Origin of the sequence: Nocardia uniformis NBRC 13702 (assembly GCF_001613345.1) — a bacterium.
In the GTDB taxonomy this organism is placed as follows: domain Bacteria; phylum Actinomycetota; class Actinomycetes; order Mycobacteriales; family Mycobacteriaceae; genus Nocardia; species Nocardia uniformis.
Genome location: NZ_BDCE01000023.1, coordinates 57,788 through 73,929, shown reverse-complemented (window position 1 = coordinate 73,929; position 16,142 = coordinate 57,788). Strand labels below are relative to the sequence as shown.

Sequence of the window (16,142 nt, the reverse complement as noted above, 5' to 3'; positions counted from 1 at the left end):
AAAAGCATGCCGGAATGGCGTGGGGAGCATGCCGAGATGGCGAGGGAGGTTCGTGTTCGAGCACCGTCAGTGCACTGTCCGTCAGTAGGCGCGGGCGGTGGCCGCCTGCGCCATCTTGCGCAATTGCGATTTGGCCGCATCGGTTGCGGTGCTGTCCGCCAGGGCGGTGAGTCCGCGTTCGGTGAGGTCGCTGATTCGCCGCTCCACCGCGTCCACCGCACCGAGTTCGGTAATGACGGTGCGCAATCGGGCTACCTGGTCGGCGTCGATATCGGTACCGAGGCTCGCGCGCAGCAATCGCGCCGCGGCCGGGTCGGTCTCGTCGCCGCGCCGCAGGGCTTCGGCCACCAGTACCGTGCGTTTGCCCTCGCGCAGGTCGTCGCCGGAGGGTTTGCCGGTAATGGCCGGATCGCCGAAGACGCCGAGCAGATCGTCGCGCAATTGGAAGGCGATACCGATATCGGTGCCGAATTCCCGATATGCGGCAATGAGTTCCGCATCGGCATCGGCCAGTGCGGCACCCAGGTGCAGCGGCCGTTCGATGGTGTAGGCGGCGGTTTTGTAGCGGTTGATGCGCAGTGCCGCCGCGACCGATTCGTCGCCGCCCGCCTCACCGTGGATATCGAGAAGTTGCCCACCGAGCACCTCGGTGCGCATGGCCGCCCAGACCGGCGCGAACCGCGCCTGTGCGGCGGCGTCGAGTCCGGCCTCGCGGGTCATATCGTCGGCCCAGGCCAGCGCCAGATCGCCGATGAGGATGGCGACGCTGGCGCCGTGGTGGGCGGCGTCCCCGGCCCAACCGAGCCCCCGATGCCGCTGCTCGTAGTCGACATGCACGGTGGGGAACCCGCGCCGAGTGCGCGAGGAGTCGATGATGTCGTCGTGAATGAGGGCGCAGGCCTGCACCAATTCCAGGGCCGAGCAGGCGGTGAGCACCGCGTCGGCCGCCGGATCATCGGGGTTACCGCCCGCACCGAGCCATCCGGTCCACGCGAAGGCGGGCCGAGTTCGTTTACCGCCGCGCAGCACGAAATCCTCGAGCGCCCGCGCCGCGTCCACGAAGACCGATCCGAGGGGTTCCACCAGGGGCCGACGTCCCACGAAGAAGTCGGATAGCCGCTGTTCGACGGCGGTGACCAGCGAGCCTCCACCCGGTACCGGGGTGGCCGGGGGACGGGTCGGCGTTCCGGGTCCGGCGGACACGGGGACCTCCTGGCTTGCTGTGCTCGGATGCCGCGCTGGCGGAAGTGATTCGTCGCGGCCGCGACCTCGGTTGGCCGCAGTGCATTCGCGCTCGACTTTACCCAGCGCCGAATGCCGCTGCCGCCGCCGGGACGGCACAGACTCCGCCCTTCGCAGTGAGCCGGAGGTTGGGTGTGACGTGATCGGCGAACCCCGCCCACTAGACTGGATCGGTGAGTTTCGACAACGTACGGGGATCTTCGACCCCAGGCCGGGTTTCCCGCACGCTGCAGGTCTCCGGAACTCCCTCGGTGGTGCAGCAGCTGGGACCGCGGCCCGATGGGTCGATTCCGTTTTCGGTGGAGTTCAATCCGCCGCGTGATGCTGCCGGTGAGGCGCGCCTGTGGCGGGCCGCGCGGGAGTTCGAGCGGATGCATCCGGCATTCGTCTCCATGACCTACGGGGCGGGCGGGTCGACCCGCGACCGCACGATTCGGGTGACCGGGCAGTTGGCGCGGGAGACCACGCTGCTGACGGTGGCGCATCTGACGGCGGTGGATCACAGTGTTGCCGAGCTGCGTTCGATTGTCGGCGCGTACGCCGATGCCGGTATCCGCAATCTGCTCGTTCTGCGCGGCGATCCGCCGGGCGATCCGCTGGGTGAGTGGATCAAACATCCCGAGGGCGTCGAGTACGCCGATGAGCTGGTGCGCATGGTGCGCGAGCTGGGCAACTTCCATGTGGGTGTGGCGTCGTTCCCGCAGGGGCATCCGCGTTCGCGCGACCTCGATGAGGACACCCGGTTCCTGGTGGCGAAACTGCGTGCGGGCGCGGAGTATTCGATTACGCAGATGTTCTTCGACGTCGATCACTACCTGCGCCTGCGCGATCGCGCGCTGACCGCCGATCCGGTGGACGGCGCCAAGCCGATCATTCCGGAGCTCATGCCGATCACCTCGCTGCGTACCGTGCAGCGCGCCGAGGAACTGTCCGGCCGCGCCCTGCCCGAGCGGGTGATCGAGCGGCTGCGCAAGGCCGCGGGCACCGGACCCGAGGAGAATCGCGAGGCCGTCCGCGCCGCCGGTATCGAGATCGCCACCGAGATGGCGCAGCGCCTCATTGACGAGGGTGCGCCCTGTCTGCACTTCATTACGCTCAATTTCGCCAAGGCCACCAGCGAGGTGCTGGCGAACCTCGGTTACACGGTGTCCCCGACACCGGTCCGGGCCTGACCGCGCCGGGGTAAATCCCCGAAAAGCGCTGGTCACGGGAGTAGCGTCCGACTCGACCGCGAGTTGAGGAGAGCTATGCCCAGAGTTCACGACCTCGTCCGTATTGTCGGCGTATTCGGTATCTGCGCGGCGCTCGCCGGTCCCGCATCGGCGGTTCCGGCCGACGGCGCGGCGCAACCCGGTGTCGCGCAGGGGATTTCCCCCACTGCCGCGTCGTCCGACGCTGCCGCCTCGGCCGACACTGCCGCCGCGGCGATCGCGACGGCCATGGAAACGGGGGCCGGCAGCGATTGGCTCAGCGCGTACGGCGACTCGGTCGACCGCCTGCAGGAATTGGGCGTGGAGCCGTTCCTGTACCCGACCGCGGCCCCGTTCTGCCTGAACTCGACCACTCTCGGCCTCGCGCCCGCCCTCGCCGGTGCGATCCCCGGCCCGTGGCCGCGGTTCGCCATGGATATCCCGGGCCTGGACCTGTCCGCCGTGAAGGCGGGGCAAACCATGTTCGCCTTCGTACCGTTCGGCCTCGACCCGGACAGCGCCGACACCTCCGGTATGCATGTCGCCTGGATGAATGCCGACACCGGCAAGTTCGGCCTGGTCCCGATGGGTTCGCTCGCCCAGGTCCTGCACGGGATGGTCCCGCCGCAGGTCCCGGTCGTACTCCGCCCGGTGGTGGAACAGGCGATCACCGATTTCTTCGCCTCCGCCCTGCCCCAGGGCGGCGTCCGCGCCGTTCCCGTCGATACCGGATCCGGCACGGTTCTCGCCGCCGTCTTCGGCGTGGTCCGCAACGGCACGGCCTCCTGCGTCTTCCTGCCCACCGTGGGGATTTCGGCCGTTCCCTGATCGACTCGCCGCTCAGTAGGCGACGCGGTTTCCGCACCGGCCAAGTGCTTTCCCGCCGGCGCGCGCCCCCACACTGGCGACCTGTCTTCCGCACCGCTGGACGCGCTGGACGCCGGACTCGCCGGACTCGCCGGACGCCGGACTCGCCGGACGCGCTGGACGCCGGACTCGCCGGACGCGCGTCGGCACCGCAGAGTCGAGTGCGCCGCGCAGGCCGTGGGGTCGTGGCAGTGCCGATCGCGGGGTCGACGACGTGGTGTCGGCGCACCGCGCTCCCGTCATCCCGGCATGCTTTTGGCCGGGATCCACTACGGCGGCGGTGTGGATTCCGGCCAAAAGCTCGCCGGAATGACGAAGCGGCAAGGCGATATCGCGATCTCGATCTCAGCAGGGACGCTCGCGCAGGGTTCGGCCCTTCCAGGTCAGCGCCCCGACACGGTGGCCACGGTGTGAGCGGTAGGTGAGCCGGAGGTAGGCGGCGACCGATAGCGGGTGTGCCAGGGCCGCAACGGTATCGGTGGCGGTGAGGGGGCCGTGGGTCTCGGTGGAGCGGGCCAGCAGTCGGGCGGCGACCGCGGCGGCGTAGCCGAGTAGACCGATGCGACGAAGGCGGCCCCGGCCACCGATGGCCGCCAGCGGGGGGACCCAGTAGGCGAGCGCGGCGGTCGCGGCGATGGCGGTGCTACCCACCGGGCCGCCATAGGCAGACCACAGCCAGCGGGCGTAGCCCTGGTCGAGTTCGCTTGCGCTGCGGTACATCCGGGTGCTGGCGAGGGGTCCGGCGGCGGTGAGGGTGGTGTGGTGTCCGGCGTGGCGGAGGGCGCGGGCGATGGCGAGATCCTCGGTGATCTCGGCCGCGACCGCCGTATGGCCGCCGATGGATTGGTATGCGGCGGTGTCGAAGACGAGGAATTGTCCGCACGCCACCGCCGTCGACGGGCGCAGCGTTCGGTTGGCGACCACGATCGGGAGGGTGGCGGCCCACGACCAGGCCAATAATGGCTGCACCAGGAGTTCGACGGGGGATTCGGCGCGCTGATTCGGCCACGGGCACACCAGAGCCGCTCGGCTGCGCCGTAATTCGGTGACGGCGGCGGCCAGCGCACCGGGTGCCAGTCGCACGTCGGCGTCGAGGAAGATGAGCGCCCCGGGGGCGGTCGGTTCGGTGATCTCGGCAAGCCGAGCGCAGGCGGCCGTCTTCCCGTTCCAGCCGACCGGCGGATCGGTGTCATCGCGCACCACCGTGAATTGCTCATCGTCGCCGATGGCTTCCAGGGCAGCCCGCTGGGTGCCGTCGGTGGACCCGTCGTCGAGGATGAACACCCGCAGTCGCGGAACCCCCTGCTGTACAAGCAGATCCGCGATCAGCCCGGGCAGCCGATCGGCCTCGTCACGCGCGGGAACGCAGACGGTGACCGGCTCGATCACGCCGTACCCGGTGCGCAGCTGCGGCATGGTCAGTCGATTTGCCAGTGCCACAGCCGCATTGAGCCCGGCGATCGCCGTGCCAGCCCGTACCACCTTCTCTGCCAGGGCAATCCGAGATCGCTGCCGAGAAGCCCTGCGTGCAACGCCCCTCGTCATTCCGGCATGCTTTTGGCCGGAATCCGCACCCGAACAGGCACCGCGCGGTGTGGATCCCCGCCACGAAGCGCGCCGGGACGACGGGGCGGTTCGGTCCTGGAACGTGCGGTACTTTCGGCCACCTGCTCAGTCACGCGGGCACCGCCTCGGGTGTTCCGCGGCGCGGGACTCGCCGCTGTCGACCGAATCTGCGCATGGCGGGGATATCGTCTCTCACTCGCCGGGCGGGCGAGGTCCGGTCGAAGAGCGGTGGGGGCGTATCCAGCGGGCGGCGCGCACGTATTCCGGTGCGTCCGGGTTGCGGTTCATATACGCCAGGACACCGACGACGGCGGCGACGGCGAGGGTAATGCCGCCGACAATGCCCGCCCAGCCCGCGAAGGAGCGGGTATTGGGGTCGGAGTAGCCGACCTCGGCGCGGATGGTGGAGACGTCACCGGCGGGCATTTTCCAGGTGACCACGGAGTCGCCTTCGCGGGTGCCGTTGGTGGTGCCGACACGCGCCGGGAAGGCGACGGTGAACTGCACGTCGGAACCGTGCGGCGGCAGGCTCTTGAGATCAATGCGGCCGGTCAGTTTCACCAGGTCACCGTGCCGACTGAACTGCAGGTTGAACATGCCCTGCGTCTGGTCGGACAGTGCGCCCAGCTGCTGCACCTCACCGAAGGTCAGATCCTCGAAGTACACCTGACTGCCCACGTACCCGTCCTGCGAGTACGGCTCGACCCGAATCTTGGCGGTGAGCTGCTCCGGTGCTTTGAGCTCCGGACCCTTGTCCTGATCACCCTGCGGGATGGAAGCCGCCACCAGCCGCCCGGAGACCCGGTCATTGGACGACACACCCATGGACGCCTGCACCCGCAGACATCCGGCGAGCAGCGGTACGCACAGCGCCGCGAACAACAGCACGGCCACGACCCGTACGACTCTGCGCGGTCGCCGCGAGGAGGGCACGGTCACGAGTGGCTCGTCGGTATTGGCGATGTTCGGACTCGGCTGCACGGCTCATATCGTGCCATGGCCCGAGGGCCGCAGCGTGATTCGACGGGCGGTCAGCGCCCGCACCAGCGGGATCCCCAGCACCGCGAGCCCGGCGAGGCCGTATCCGGCCGATACCGGCAGTCCCAGGAATACGGCGTGTGCCAGCGCCGACCCCAGCCAGGTCCACAGGAATACGGCCACCGGCACCACCACATCGGTGGGCTCGGCCGCGGTCCGCTCCCACACCGCCAGCAACCCGGCCATTACCAGCGCAACCGCCAACCAGCCGAGGTAATTGGTCACCGGTATGTCCGCCAACCCCGGCAGTCCCGGCCAGCGCGAACACCACGTCCACAGCCCGGCGGCCACCATCTGCGGATCCAGAAACAGATCCCATCCGACGGCCCCGAGCGCCGTCATCGAAACCCGAACCCCCACACGTGAATACAACTTCCCCGCGACCACCCACACCGGATACACCCCGCCGGTCCAGGCGAGCGCCACCACCACCGGCACCCCCGCCACCGCGGGCCCGATCCGCCCGCTGGCGTACTCGTAGCACCCGAACGGGAATCCCGTGGCCGTCCCCACGATCTCGGCCAGCAGGCCGACCCCCGAGAGGATCACCAGCAACCCGACAGCCCACCGAAATCCACGGGTCAGCGCGGCATGCGTCAAAGCCGTTCCGGCCGACAGCAAGACAACCGCGACCGTCACCCGGTCCCGCGCCGCCCCGGACGTGAGCGGATACAGAATCTGCGTGGCGACCAGCAGCACGGCGGGCACCACCGCCACCGGCCACCGCGCCGCCGAGCGGTGTGTCACCGTCGCGGTCCACTTCATCGCAGCCCCCATTCGGCGGGTCGAGGCCGCGGTATTCCGTCGCGTCGTCGTCGCGTCATCGCGACACACCGACGGCGGGCTCCATCCCCGGCGCGGCAATCGATCGTGGTGGATTGCGACCGAACTCGCCTCGGAACGGCCTGCGGGCGGGCACAGTCACCGCGCTGGTCACCGGTTACCGCCGGATTTGTCCCGAGAGCCGATCCGGCCACCGGGAACGCTGTGATGGTGTACCTGTGGTGGGCTCCGTTGCGGCAAGACGGCGTCGAGTTGCCGCGAAATCGCCGTACCGGCGGCGAATTCGTCGCGGTGAGTGCCGGATCCGAGCCGAGGTGGGCCGCCGTGCCGTTCATCGGCGCGGCAGGCGGAAACGGGGACGCCGGTCGCGGTGCACCAGCTGCGCTGCGCTGCGGCCGCTGGCTCCGGAGACGCCGCCGCCCGGGTGGGTGGAGGCTCCCGTCAGGTACAGGCCGGGTGCGCCCGGGACGCGTTGGCCCGACAATTCCGGTAGGGGCCGCCACATGAACATCTGGTCGAGGGACATCTCGACGTGCATGACATTGCCGCCGCGCAGGCCCATTTCGCGTTCCAGATCGGCGGGCGTTTGGACGAAGCGATGCACGACCGTATCGGCGAATCCCGGGGCGTGGGCCTCCACCTCGGCGATGATGCGATCGGCTTCGCGGTCGGCGTGGGCGCTCCAGTCGGTGCCATCGGCCAGGGCGTAGGGGTGCCACTGCGCCCAGAGCGAGAGTTGGTGTTCCCCGGCGGGGGCGATGGTCGGGTCGAGGGCGCTGAAACTCATGGCCAGGACCACCGGGCGCGGCGGGAGGTCGCCGGCCATCGCGGCACCGTGGGCGCGGCGCAGGTGCCGACGGTCGGTGGCGAGAAGTTGCAGCCCGTGCGCGGAGTCGGCGGTCTCGGCACCCGGATATCGGGGCAGGTCGGTGGTGGCGGCACGCACCACCATGCCGATGCCGGGGCCGACGCGAATGCGGCGGCGCCAGTCGGCCAGGGTGGTGGCGTCGAATCCGCCCTGTTCCAGTAGGTCGAGGGTGGTGAGGATATGCGAGCCCGCGATGACGGTGTCGGCGCGCAGGTTTCGGCCGCTGTCGGTGCGTACCCGCCAGCCCCGGCCGTCGCGGGCGAGGGCGGTGACCGCGTCGCCGGTGCTCACCACGCCACCGTCGGCGCGCAGTCGCGCCGCCAGCGCCTGGGTGAGCGCCCCGCTGCCGCCGACCGCGCGACCGGGCGGCACGGTATGCATGAGTGCCGCGAACCCGACCATGGGCGCGGTACCGGGTTCGGACATGGGCGGTCCGGATTGCGCGCCGAACCAGGCCAGCGCCGCTTTCAGCCGTTCACTGTCGAAAAGGCTGTCCAGCAGGGCATCTCCGGTTTGCAGGAATTCCCGCGATAGTGCCGCGCCATCGCCGCGTCCGCTCGCTCCGGCGGCATCGCGGGCGTCGAGTCCCCAGAACGACCGCAGCAGCCGACCACCGGTGGGCGCACCGGCGAAGGACCGCATCACCCGGGCGCTGCGCGCACCCCACACCCGCACGAACCGCCGGTAGGCGTCGGCGTCACGCTGCCCGCAGGCCGCGGCAATGGAGGCGCAGGTCCGGTCCACATCCCGGTGGAATACGAGCGGCGGTGCGGTGCCGCCGGGTGGCGCGGGCGCGAAACCCCAGGGATCGCAATCGATATACCGCAATCCGAACCGCTCGAGTTCGAGCTCCTCGACGATCCCGGTGTGCCGCACCATGATGTGCGCCGACGATCCGCGATCGACCTGATGCCCGGGAAACCGCTCGACGGTGGAGACTGCCCCGCCGATCACGGTATCGCGCTCGAGCACCTCCACCGCATATCCGTTACGGGCGAGATAACAGGCTGCGACCAGGGCATTGTGCCCGGAGCCGATAACGATGACGCTCATGCCGGTGCCTCGCCGCCCGCGGTTCTCGCGCCCGCGGGGTAAACCGCGCCCCCGATGCGGAGACCCTCGGTATCCACGCTTCGCGAACGCGACGTGCCCACCACCCGCACCCTCACAGCGGCAGCCGCCGCCCCAGTACCGCGAACTGGCGGGTATCGCCGGAGAACACGAAATGTCGCACTATGTCGCCGAATCCGTGCCGTCGGTACAGCCGCCAGGCCCGATTGGCCTCCTCGTCGACCTCGGGCGTGGACAGCAGCACCATGCGTTCGGATCGATTGGCGAGCAGCCGCGCGAGCAGGGTTTCCCCGATGCCGCGACCCTGCGCGGCGGGATGGACGTGCAGTTCGGTGAGTTCGAAGTAGTCCGAAAGCAGGTCCCGCGCGGCGTATTCGGGCCAACCGGTCCGCCGCATACCCGTGTACACCTGCTGGTGCCACCACTGATGCGCCGCACCGCTGTAGCCGTAGGCGATGGCGAGAATAGGGGCCTTGCGTATATCGACGTGGCCGTGGTCATCGGGTAGCAGTGCGGCGACGGCATGCCATCCGGGCCGGGTGGTGTGTTCGGTCCACATGGGGGCGCGATGGTGTTCGGTGCCCGGCGGATAGTCCATGGCCGCGACGTAAACCGAAAGGGCGTCGTGCAACCGGGCGCGCATGGTGGCCGCCGACAGGTCGACGACAACGGGCGTGGGTTTCGGGGTTACGGCGGTCATGTCGGGCAGGCGAGGCTTCCGTGAGCGCTGGGATCCGGGGAGAGAGTTCCGGAACTTGTCGGTGGCTGTCTCTATATTCAAACCTAATTGAATCCTTCGAATACCTGTTCGATCTTCGATGGTGACTCTCTCGAGTCCGATGATGAGCGAAGTGCCTGGTGGATCAGGGTATGCGAGTGGGGAGGTACCCGATGACCGGGAAAACTGAACGTCCGGGCCATCCCGGCCGAGCCGGGGAACTATTGAAGCGCGCCGATGGCCTGCTCATGCAGGCGTCGGTGGAGAAGGACCCTGCGGAGCGCTTCCGCACGGCCTATCTCGCCGCGCTGCGCGGTGCGGGCGCGGTGCTCGCCCTGACCGGAGCGGACCAGACACCGCGGGCGCGTTCACGCAACGCATGGGTGCTCATGCAGCGCGCCGCGCCCGAATTCTTCATGTGGTCGGACTACTTCGGCGCCCAGTCGGAAACGCGTGCCGCGCTGGAGGCCGGGCTGCCTCGAGAGGTCGACGATGCCCGCGCCGACGAGTTCGCTTCGCGGGTAGGAGCATTCCTGCATGATGTGGAGGATTTGCTGACCGCAGCGGCCCGTTTGCGACCCGCTACGGGATGGACTTCGGGAATGCTGGCTTGAACATCGGCCGAGTAGGTGGTTGGTTCCTGATCGAACTCGTATCATTGGTGGCAGACAGCCGCCAAGGTCGGCTATCTGTCGCTTACCCGGAGGCGACCGCCACTACCTAGTGCCGGGGGAGGTACCGTGCCACTCTCCGAGCACGAGCAGCGCATGCTCGAACAGATCGAGAGCGCTCTCTATGCTGAGGATCCCAAGTTCGCATCAACGGTTCGAGGTGGGCGACTTCGCTCAGCCTCGGGCCGTCGCAGACTTCAGTCAGCTGCTCTATTCGTCCTCGGCTTATTCCTACTCGTCGCGGGAATTGCCGCGCCGATCAAGCTTGGGGACTTCCCGATCATCAGCCTGATCGGCTTCATCGTGATGTTCTGCGCGGGAGTGCTGTTGCTGATGGGTGGCCCTCGTTCGGGCGCCCAGGGCGATAACGGCACCGACGCGCCGCCCGCCGGAGGCGGGAATCCCGGTGGAGGACGTGGGCGTCCAAAGAAGGCGGGTGGTTTTTCCGCCCGCATGGAGGATCGCTTCCGGCGTCGGTTCGAGCAGGACAACTGACGCACCGCTCGCCTCGGCGAGCCAACTGAATATCAAGCGCGACACGCCGCAGCGCCACACCGATTCAAGGGTGTGGCGCTGCGGCGTGTCCTGTGCGTGTCGGGGTTCCCCGCGGCGGAATCCACCGCCCTCCACATCTCCCCACGGGTCTCCTCCACCCCGCCCCACCGGTGTCGGAAATGGGCGCTATCTGCGGGTTTGCTGATGGTTGTCGGATGGGCCGCTCCGTGCGTCGTGCGTGTCGAGGGAACTGCGGTGAAAGTTCCCCACGATGGTGATAGCTGGTATGACCTGCGAAGTTCGCCAAGCGGGGACCGAGATCACCGCCGCTTTCGATTGAAAGTGGGGGAAAGTGGGGTAATGTGGAGCGCGCACTACAGGAGGCCGAATAGTCGAGGGGTGATCCGGTAGGAGGTGTCGGGACTTGTTTCTCGGTACCTATACCCCTCGGTTGGACGACAAGGGGCGACTGACGTTGCCTGCAAAGTTTCGGGACGAACTGGCGGGAGGGTTGATGGTCACGAAGAGTCAGGACCACAGCCTTGCCGTGTATCCCAAGGACGAGTTCACCGCGCTGGCGCGGCGAGCCGCGGCCGCATCCCGAAGCAACCCGCAGGCAAGGGCTTTCGTTCGAAATCTCGCGGCCTCGACCGATGAACAGCGTCCGGACGCACAGGGCCGGATCATGTTGTCGGCCGAGCACCGCCGCTACGCGAGCCTGTCCAAGGATTGCGTCGTGATCGGGTCGGTCGACTTCCTCGAAATATGGGATAAGGCGGCGTGGGATTCCTACCTCGCCGAGCACGAGGAGGATTACTCGCAAGCCAGAGACGAGTCGCTGGGCGGAATCTTCTAGCCCTGAGCGAGGCGAGTGCCCTGCGGCCTCTGCCCGACGCCGACCCTGACGTACTTCCCCAACGCCAGGTGCGGTGCTTCGGTCAGAGACCCCGGGGCATTGGCCACCGACGCTGAATAGTTCTTGCTGAAGTTCTTTCAGCGCAGTCCGAATCGCAAGCGACCGTGCGGCCGTGCGAACGAACGTGAGGCAGGATCCGGGAGGCTGAGTTGCACCGAAACAGCGACGCCCCCCGCCACGTTCCGGTACTTCTCCGTCGAGCAGATGAAATCCTCGGCCCCGCACTGGCTGCGGACGGTGCCGTCTACCTCGATTGCACCCTCGGACTGGGTGGTCACGCGGAACACTTCTTGCGGACCTACCCCGACATCCGTCTGGTCGGACTCGACCGCGATACCAATGCGCTGAAGCTGGCCGGTGAGCGACTGAGCCCTTTCGCGGACCGGATCACCCTGGTGCACACCAGGTATGACGGCATTGCCGACGCCCTGGAAGAGGCCGGACTCGCCGCGCGCGGATCGGTCAGTGCCATTCTCATGGATCTCGGCGTGTCCTCCATGCAGCTCGACGAGGCCGATCGTGGTTTCGCCTACTCCGTGGACGCGCCGCTCGATATGCGGATGGACTCCACCGGCGGCCTCACCGCGGCCGATGTGCTCAATACCTACGGCCACGGCGATCTGGCGCGCGTGCTGAAAAACTATGGCGACGAACGCTTCGCGGGCAAGATCGCCTCCGAGGTGCTGCGGCGCCGCCAGAAGCAGCCGTTCACCACCAGCGCCCAACTGGTGGAGTTGCTCTACGACACCATTCCCGCCGCCGCCCGCCGCACCGGCGGTCATCCGGCCAAACGCACCTTCCAGGCGCTGCGGGTGGAGGTGAACCGCGAACTGGAATCGCTCGAAGCGGCGATGCCGGCCGCCTTCGACTCCCTCGCGCCCGGTGGTCGCATTGTGGTGATGAGCTACCAGTCGCTCGAGGACAAAGTCGTCAAGGCGGAGTTCACCAAGCGGTCCGCCTCGCGGACTCCGCTCGACCTGCCCGTCGAACTGCCAGGTATGGGACCGGAATTCAAGATTTTGACCCGGGGCGCGGAGAAGGCGACCGAGCAGGAGATCGAGGAGAACCCGCGGGCCGCGCCGGTGCGCATGCGGGCGGCCGAACGTATCGCAGGGGAGGAGACGACATGACCCGGAACCGAGGAGAGCACACGGGCGGATGCGGGGGTGGGGAGGCCCTATGACGGTGCGGACGCAAGGGAAAGCGCAGAAGCGCGAAGGTCGCCCGGCCCGCCGGGTGCAGGCGGCCGCGCGGGTGAAATCCGGTGCGGCGCAACGGGCCTATACCAAGCGCCGCAATCGGGAACAGCCGCGCGGGGCCGCCTCGACCAGTCTGCCGCGCAGCGGTGAGCCGATACTGGCGGGCCGAATTCCCTTCGTCGCCACCATTATCGCGCTCCTCGGCTGCGGGCTGGCGCTCACCTTGCTGCTCACCACCCGCGCCACCGAGGACAGCTACAACCTGGGTGCCGCTCGGGTGGCCAATACACACCTGTCCGATGAACGCGCCGCGCTGCAGCGCGAGGTCGAGGCCGCGGACTCCGCGCCTGAACTCGCCGCCCGCGCCCGGGAACTCGGCATGATCCCGGCCGAGGACCCCGCCCGTCTGGTGATTGCCCCGGACGGCTCGGTAATCGTGGTCGGAACCCCCGCCCCCGCAACGGGTTCGCCCGCCCCGCCGCTGAACACCCGCCCGCCGCTCCCGGGCGCGACCCCGCCGAGGCTGGTGCAGGGCCAGGGTGAGCGTGTCGTTCCGGTGACCACCACCCCGAACGCGCCGCCCGCGAACCAGACACCCGCGGACCCGAATGTGCTGGCCGCGCCGCTGCCCACCCAGGCCGCGCCGCAGACCACGGGCGCCCCGCAGGTCCCGGCCGCTCAGCAGCCCGGTGCTCCGGAAGCGACGGCCCCGCAGGACGCGCAGCAGCCGAACCCAGCCGCCCCGCAGGATCCTGTCCCGCCGGTTCAGGCCGCGCCCCAGGACCCCGCCGCCCAGCAGCCCGCGGCTGCGCCCGCCGGACAAGATCCCGCTGCCGCTCCCGCGGCACAGGTTCAGCCCGCCGGACAAGACCCGGCCGCACCGCAACCCGCGCCGCCGGTGCAGCCCGCGGCGCAGGATCCCGCCGCTCCGGCTCCTGCCCAGCCGATCAGTGCGCAGCCGAACCCGACCCCGCGCTTCCCCGTGGCCCAACCGTTCCCGCTCGGGGCGCAGCTGCCCGGCGCACCCGTTGTGCCGCACCCGGAGACTCCCGAGCCCGCCCCGGAGGGTGTGCTGAACGGAGTTCCGCAATGACCGAAATGGCACCGTCTCGGATAAAGGCTTCGCCGTTGGGCGGACAGTCTCTTCGTCATTCCGGCGTGTCCTCGGCCGGAATCCACCGCTCTCGACTGGATAGCTGTGGATCCCGGCCAAAAGCACGCCGGGATGGCGAGGGCGTGCGTCGACGTGGCGAGGAGCCGGACATGGTGTCGTCGCTGTCACCCGCGGCCGTCCCAGGATTTCGTTCCGAACCGCGGGTTGTCGGCGCATATGGTGTCTCGCAACCGGTTCGGACAAGCATTGCCTCCGCCCCGTGCACCTCACGGGTGGCCCTGCGGTGAGCCCGGCTCCGATGCGTGGCCGTGATTCCGGCCGCGGTCGCGCCGAATCCGGTCGCGGTCGCGGCCGTTTCGGTGGTGGCAATGGTGGTGGGCGCGGGAATTCGGGTGGGCGTGCGCAGGCGGCCAATCGGTCGGGTGCGGGGCGTACCGCCGCCGCGCCGCCGCGGCCGCGGAAGGCTGCCAGACCGCGGGCCACACCCGGTATGGACGGGTCGATGCGATTCCGCTTCGGACTGGGGCGGCTCGTCATGCTGGTGGCGATCATGGTCGCCGCCATCCAATTGCTGTGGATCCAAAGTGTTTCCGCGCCGCGACTATCGGCCGAAGCGGCCAGTCAGCGCACGGTGGTACAGCCGGATCCGGCCACCCGCGGGCCGATTCTGGACCGCCACGGCAATTCCTTGGCCTTCACGATCGCCGCCAAACAGCTGCATTTCCAGCCGGTGCGGGTGCGTCAGGATCTGGCCGCCGCGCACGAGAAGAACCCGGATAAGCCGGAACCGGATCAGCGATTGCAAGCAATCGCGAAATTCATTCACGAGAAGCTCGGCAATGGCGCGCCCGAAGAGGAAATCCTGGCCAAGCTGCGCAGCGATGACCCGTTCGTCTATCTGGTGCGCAATGTCGATCCGCGCGTTGCCTCCGAAATCGCCCTGAAGTACCCCGAGGTGGGTGTCGAACGCCAGGATCTGCGTGAGTATCCGGGGGGTTCGTTGGCCGCCAATGTGATCGGTGTGACCGGTTGGGACGGCCACGGGCAGATCGGTCTGGAGACCGCACTCGATTCCACCCTCGCAGGCACCGATGGTTCGCACACCTACGACCGTGGTTCCGATGGCGCGGTCATTCCTGGCAGCTGGCGCGATAACCAGCCCGCCGTGAACGGAAACGCCGTCGAGCTCACCCTCGACCAGGACCTGCAGTACTACGTCCAGCAGCAGGTGCAGCAGGCCAAGGAACTCTCCGGAGCCCAGGGCGCCTCGGCGGTGGTCCTCGATGCCCACACCGGCCAGGTCCTGGCCATGGCCAATGACTCGACCTTCAATCCCGCACTGGGACCGAAACATTGGTCCTCCTCGGACCTGGGCAACCCGTCGGTGGCGGAGGTCTACGAACCCGGCTCGGTGAACAAGATCGTCGCCGCCGCCGCGGCCATCGAATACGGCCTCACCGATCCCGATGAGGTACTGCAGGTTCCGGGCAGCATCTACATGGGTGGCGTCACCGTCAACGACGCCTGGACCCATGGCACCGAGCCCTACACCACCACCGGAATCTTCGGAAAGTCCTCCAACGTAGGCACCCTCATGCTCGCCCAGCGCATCGGCGAGGATCGCTACTACGACATGCTGAAGAAGTTCGGCCTGGGCCAGCGCACCGGCGTCGGCCTGCCCGGCGAGAGCAGTGGCGTCGTGCCGTCGCGCGACCAGTGGTCCGGCTCCACCTTCGCGAACCTGCCCATCGGCCAGGGCCTTTCGATGACCACCCTGCAGATGGCCGCCATGTACCAGGCCATCGCCAATGACGGCATGCGCATTCCGCCGCGCATTGTGAAGGCGAAGATCGCCCCCGACGGCACCCGCACCGAAGAGGAGCAGCCCGAGGGCGTGCGGGTGGTGAGCCCGCAGACCGCGGCCACGCTGCGGCAGATGTTCCAGGCGGTGGTGCAGCGCGATCCCATGGGCGTGCAGATGGGTACCGGCGTACCCGCCGCCATCGAGGGCTATCAGGTCGCCGGTAAGACCGGTACCGCGCAGCAGATCGACCCCAGGTGCAGCTGCTACTCCACCGACAGCTACTGGATCACCTTCGCCGGAATGGCCCCTGCCGACAACCCGCGCTACGTGATCGGCCTGATGCTCGACGCACCGGTGCGCAGCTCCGACGGCTCCGGCGGTGGTTCGGTCGCGCCACTGTTCCACTCCATCGCCTCGTGGGCGCTGCAGCGTGACCGCGTACCGCCGTCACCACCGGCCAAACAGCTGATTCTGCAGGCAAATCAGAGCTGAGAAACGATGCCGATGTTCGACGAAGCGCCCGGCGCGGGCACCGACGGGTGAGCGAACGGCGCCGTGCCGATCGCACGGCGATTCCGCACAGGTAACCTGACTCGTCGA

The 16,142-nt window shown here is 68.5% G+C and carries 14 protein-coding genes; 8 read left to right on the top strand and 6 right to left on the bottom strand.

What is annotated here, in order from left to right:
* Positions 1–81 precede the first annotated feature (81 nt).
* On the bottom strand, positions 82–1,203 hold the full coding sequence (locus tag NU1_RS07420; protein ID WP_067518711.1) for a polyprenyl synthetase family protein: 1,122 nt from the start codon (positions 1,201–1,203) through the stop codon (positions 82–84).
* 212 nt (positions 1,204–1,415) lie between these two features.
* On the opposite strand from NU1_RS07420, the gene NU1_RS07415 reads away from it, so the two are divergent.
* Positions 1,416–2,414 (top strand): methylenetetrahydrofolate reductase, encoded by a 999-nt coding sequence (locus NU1_RS07415; RefSeq protein ID WP_067518707.1) that lies wholly within the window; start codon positions 1,416–1,418, stop codon positions 2,412–2,414.
* Positions 2,415–2,489: 75 nt separating this feature from the next.
* Positions 2,490–3,260 carry a hypothetical protein gene (locus NU1_RS07410; protein ID WP_067518706.1) on the top strand — a complete coding sequence of 257 codons (771 nt, stop codon included), beginning with the start codon at positions 2,490–2,492 and terminating at the stop codon, positions 3,258–3,260.
* Between the two features lie 384 nt (positions 3,261–3,644).
* Here NU1_RS07410 and NU1_RS07405 read toward each other — a convergent pair whose 3' ends face one another.
* From NU1_RS07405 to NU1_RS07385, 5 genes are all read right to left on the bottom strand, one after another.
* Entirely contained in the window at positions 3,645–4,739 is a 1,095-nt protein-coding gene (locus NU1_RS07405; protein ID WP_245719981.1) for a glycosyltransferase family 2 protein, read from the bottom strand.
* 318 nt (positions 4,740–5,057) lie between these two features.
* Positions 5,058–5,846: an LppM family (lipo)protein gene (locus NU1_RS07400; RefSeq protein ID WP_376701322.1), complete on the bottom strand. Its 789-nt coding sequence runs from the start codon at positions 5,844–5,846 to the stop codon at positions 5,058–5,060.
* A 3-nt stretch (positions 5,847–5,849) separates the two neighbouring features.
* Positions 5,850–6,668 (bottom strand): carotenoid biosynthesis protein, encoded by an 819-nt coding sequence (locus tag NU1_RS07395; RefSeq protein WP_067518699.1) that lies wholly within the window; start codon positions 6,666–6,668, stop codon positions 5,850–5,852.
* Positions 6,669–7,017: 349 nt separating this feature from the next.
* Positions 7,018–8,607 carry a phytoene desaturase family protein gene (locus NU1_RS07390; protein ID WP_067518697.1) on the bottom strand — a complete coding sequence of 530 codons (1,590 nt, stop codon included), beginning with the start codon at positions 8,605–8,607 and terminating at the stop codon, positions 7,018–7,020.
* Positions 8,608–8,719: 112 nt separating this feature from the next.
* Positions 8,720–9,325, bottom strand: coding sequence for a GNAT family N-acetyltransferase (locus tag NU1_RS07385; RefSeq protein ID WP_067518695.1), 606 nt, complete (start codon positions 9,323–9,325; stop codon positions 8,720–8,722).
* Positions 9,326–9,516: 191 nt separating this feature from the next.
* Between NU1_RS07385 and NU1_RS07380 the strand changes: the two genes are divergently transcribed.
* The 6 genes from NU1_RS07380 (at position 9,517) to NU1_RS07355 (ending at position 16,034) form a co-directional block, all read left to right on the top strand.
* Positions 9,517–9,957: an SAV_6107 family HEPN domain-containing protein gene (locus tag NU1_RS07380; protein WP_067518693.1), complete on the top strand. Its 441-nt coding sequence runs from the start codon at positions 9,517–9,519 to the stop codon at positions 9,955–9,957.
* Between the two features lie 126 nt (positions 9,958–10,083).
* Entirely contained in the window at positions 10,084–10,509 is a 426-nt protein-coding gene (locus NU1_RS07375; RefSeq protein WP_067518691.1) for an SCO2097 family morphological protein, read from the top strand.
* A 424-nt stretch (positions 10,510–10,933) separates the two neighbouring features.
* On the top strand, positions 10,934–11,365 hold the full coding sequence (gene mraZ, locus NU1_RS07370; RefSeq protein ID WP_067518689.1) for a division/cell wall cluster transcriptional repressor MraZ: 432 nt from the start codon (positions 10,934–10,936) through the stop codon (positions 11,363–11,365).
* Positions 11,366–11,574: 209 nt separating this feature from the next.
* Positions 11,575–12,555 (top strand): 16S rRNA (cytosine(1402)-N(4))-methyltransferase RsmH, encoded by a 981-nt coding sequence (gene rsmH, locus NU1_RS07365; protein WP_084521061.1) that lies wholly within the window; start codon positions 11,575–11,577, stop codon positions 12,553–12,555.
* A 49-nt stretch (positions 12,556–12,604) separates the two neighbouring features.
* The gene (ftsL, locus tag NU1_RS07360; protein WP_157552029.1) at positions 12,605–13,717 is read left to right on the top strand and encodes a cell division protein FtsL; all 1,113 of its coding nucleotides are present in this window, start codon (positions 12,605–12,607) and stop codon (positions 13,715–13,717) included.
* A gap of 511 nt (positions 13,718–14,228) precedes the next feature.
* Positions 14,229–16,034 carry a peptidoglycan D,D-transpeptidase FtsI family protein gene (locus NU1_RS07355; RefSeq protein ID WP_067518737.1) on the top strand — a complete coding sequence of 602 codons (1,806 nt, stop codon included), beginning with the start codon at positions 14,229–14,231 and terminating at the stop codon, positions 16,032–16,034.
* Positions 16,035–16,142: the final 108 nt, after the last annotated feature.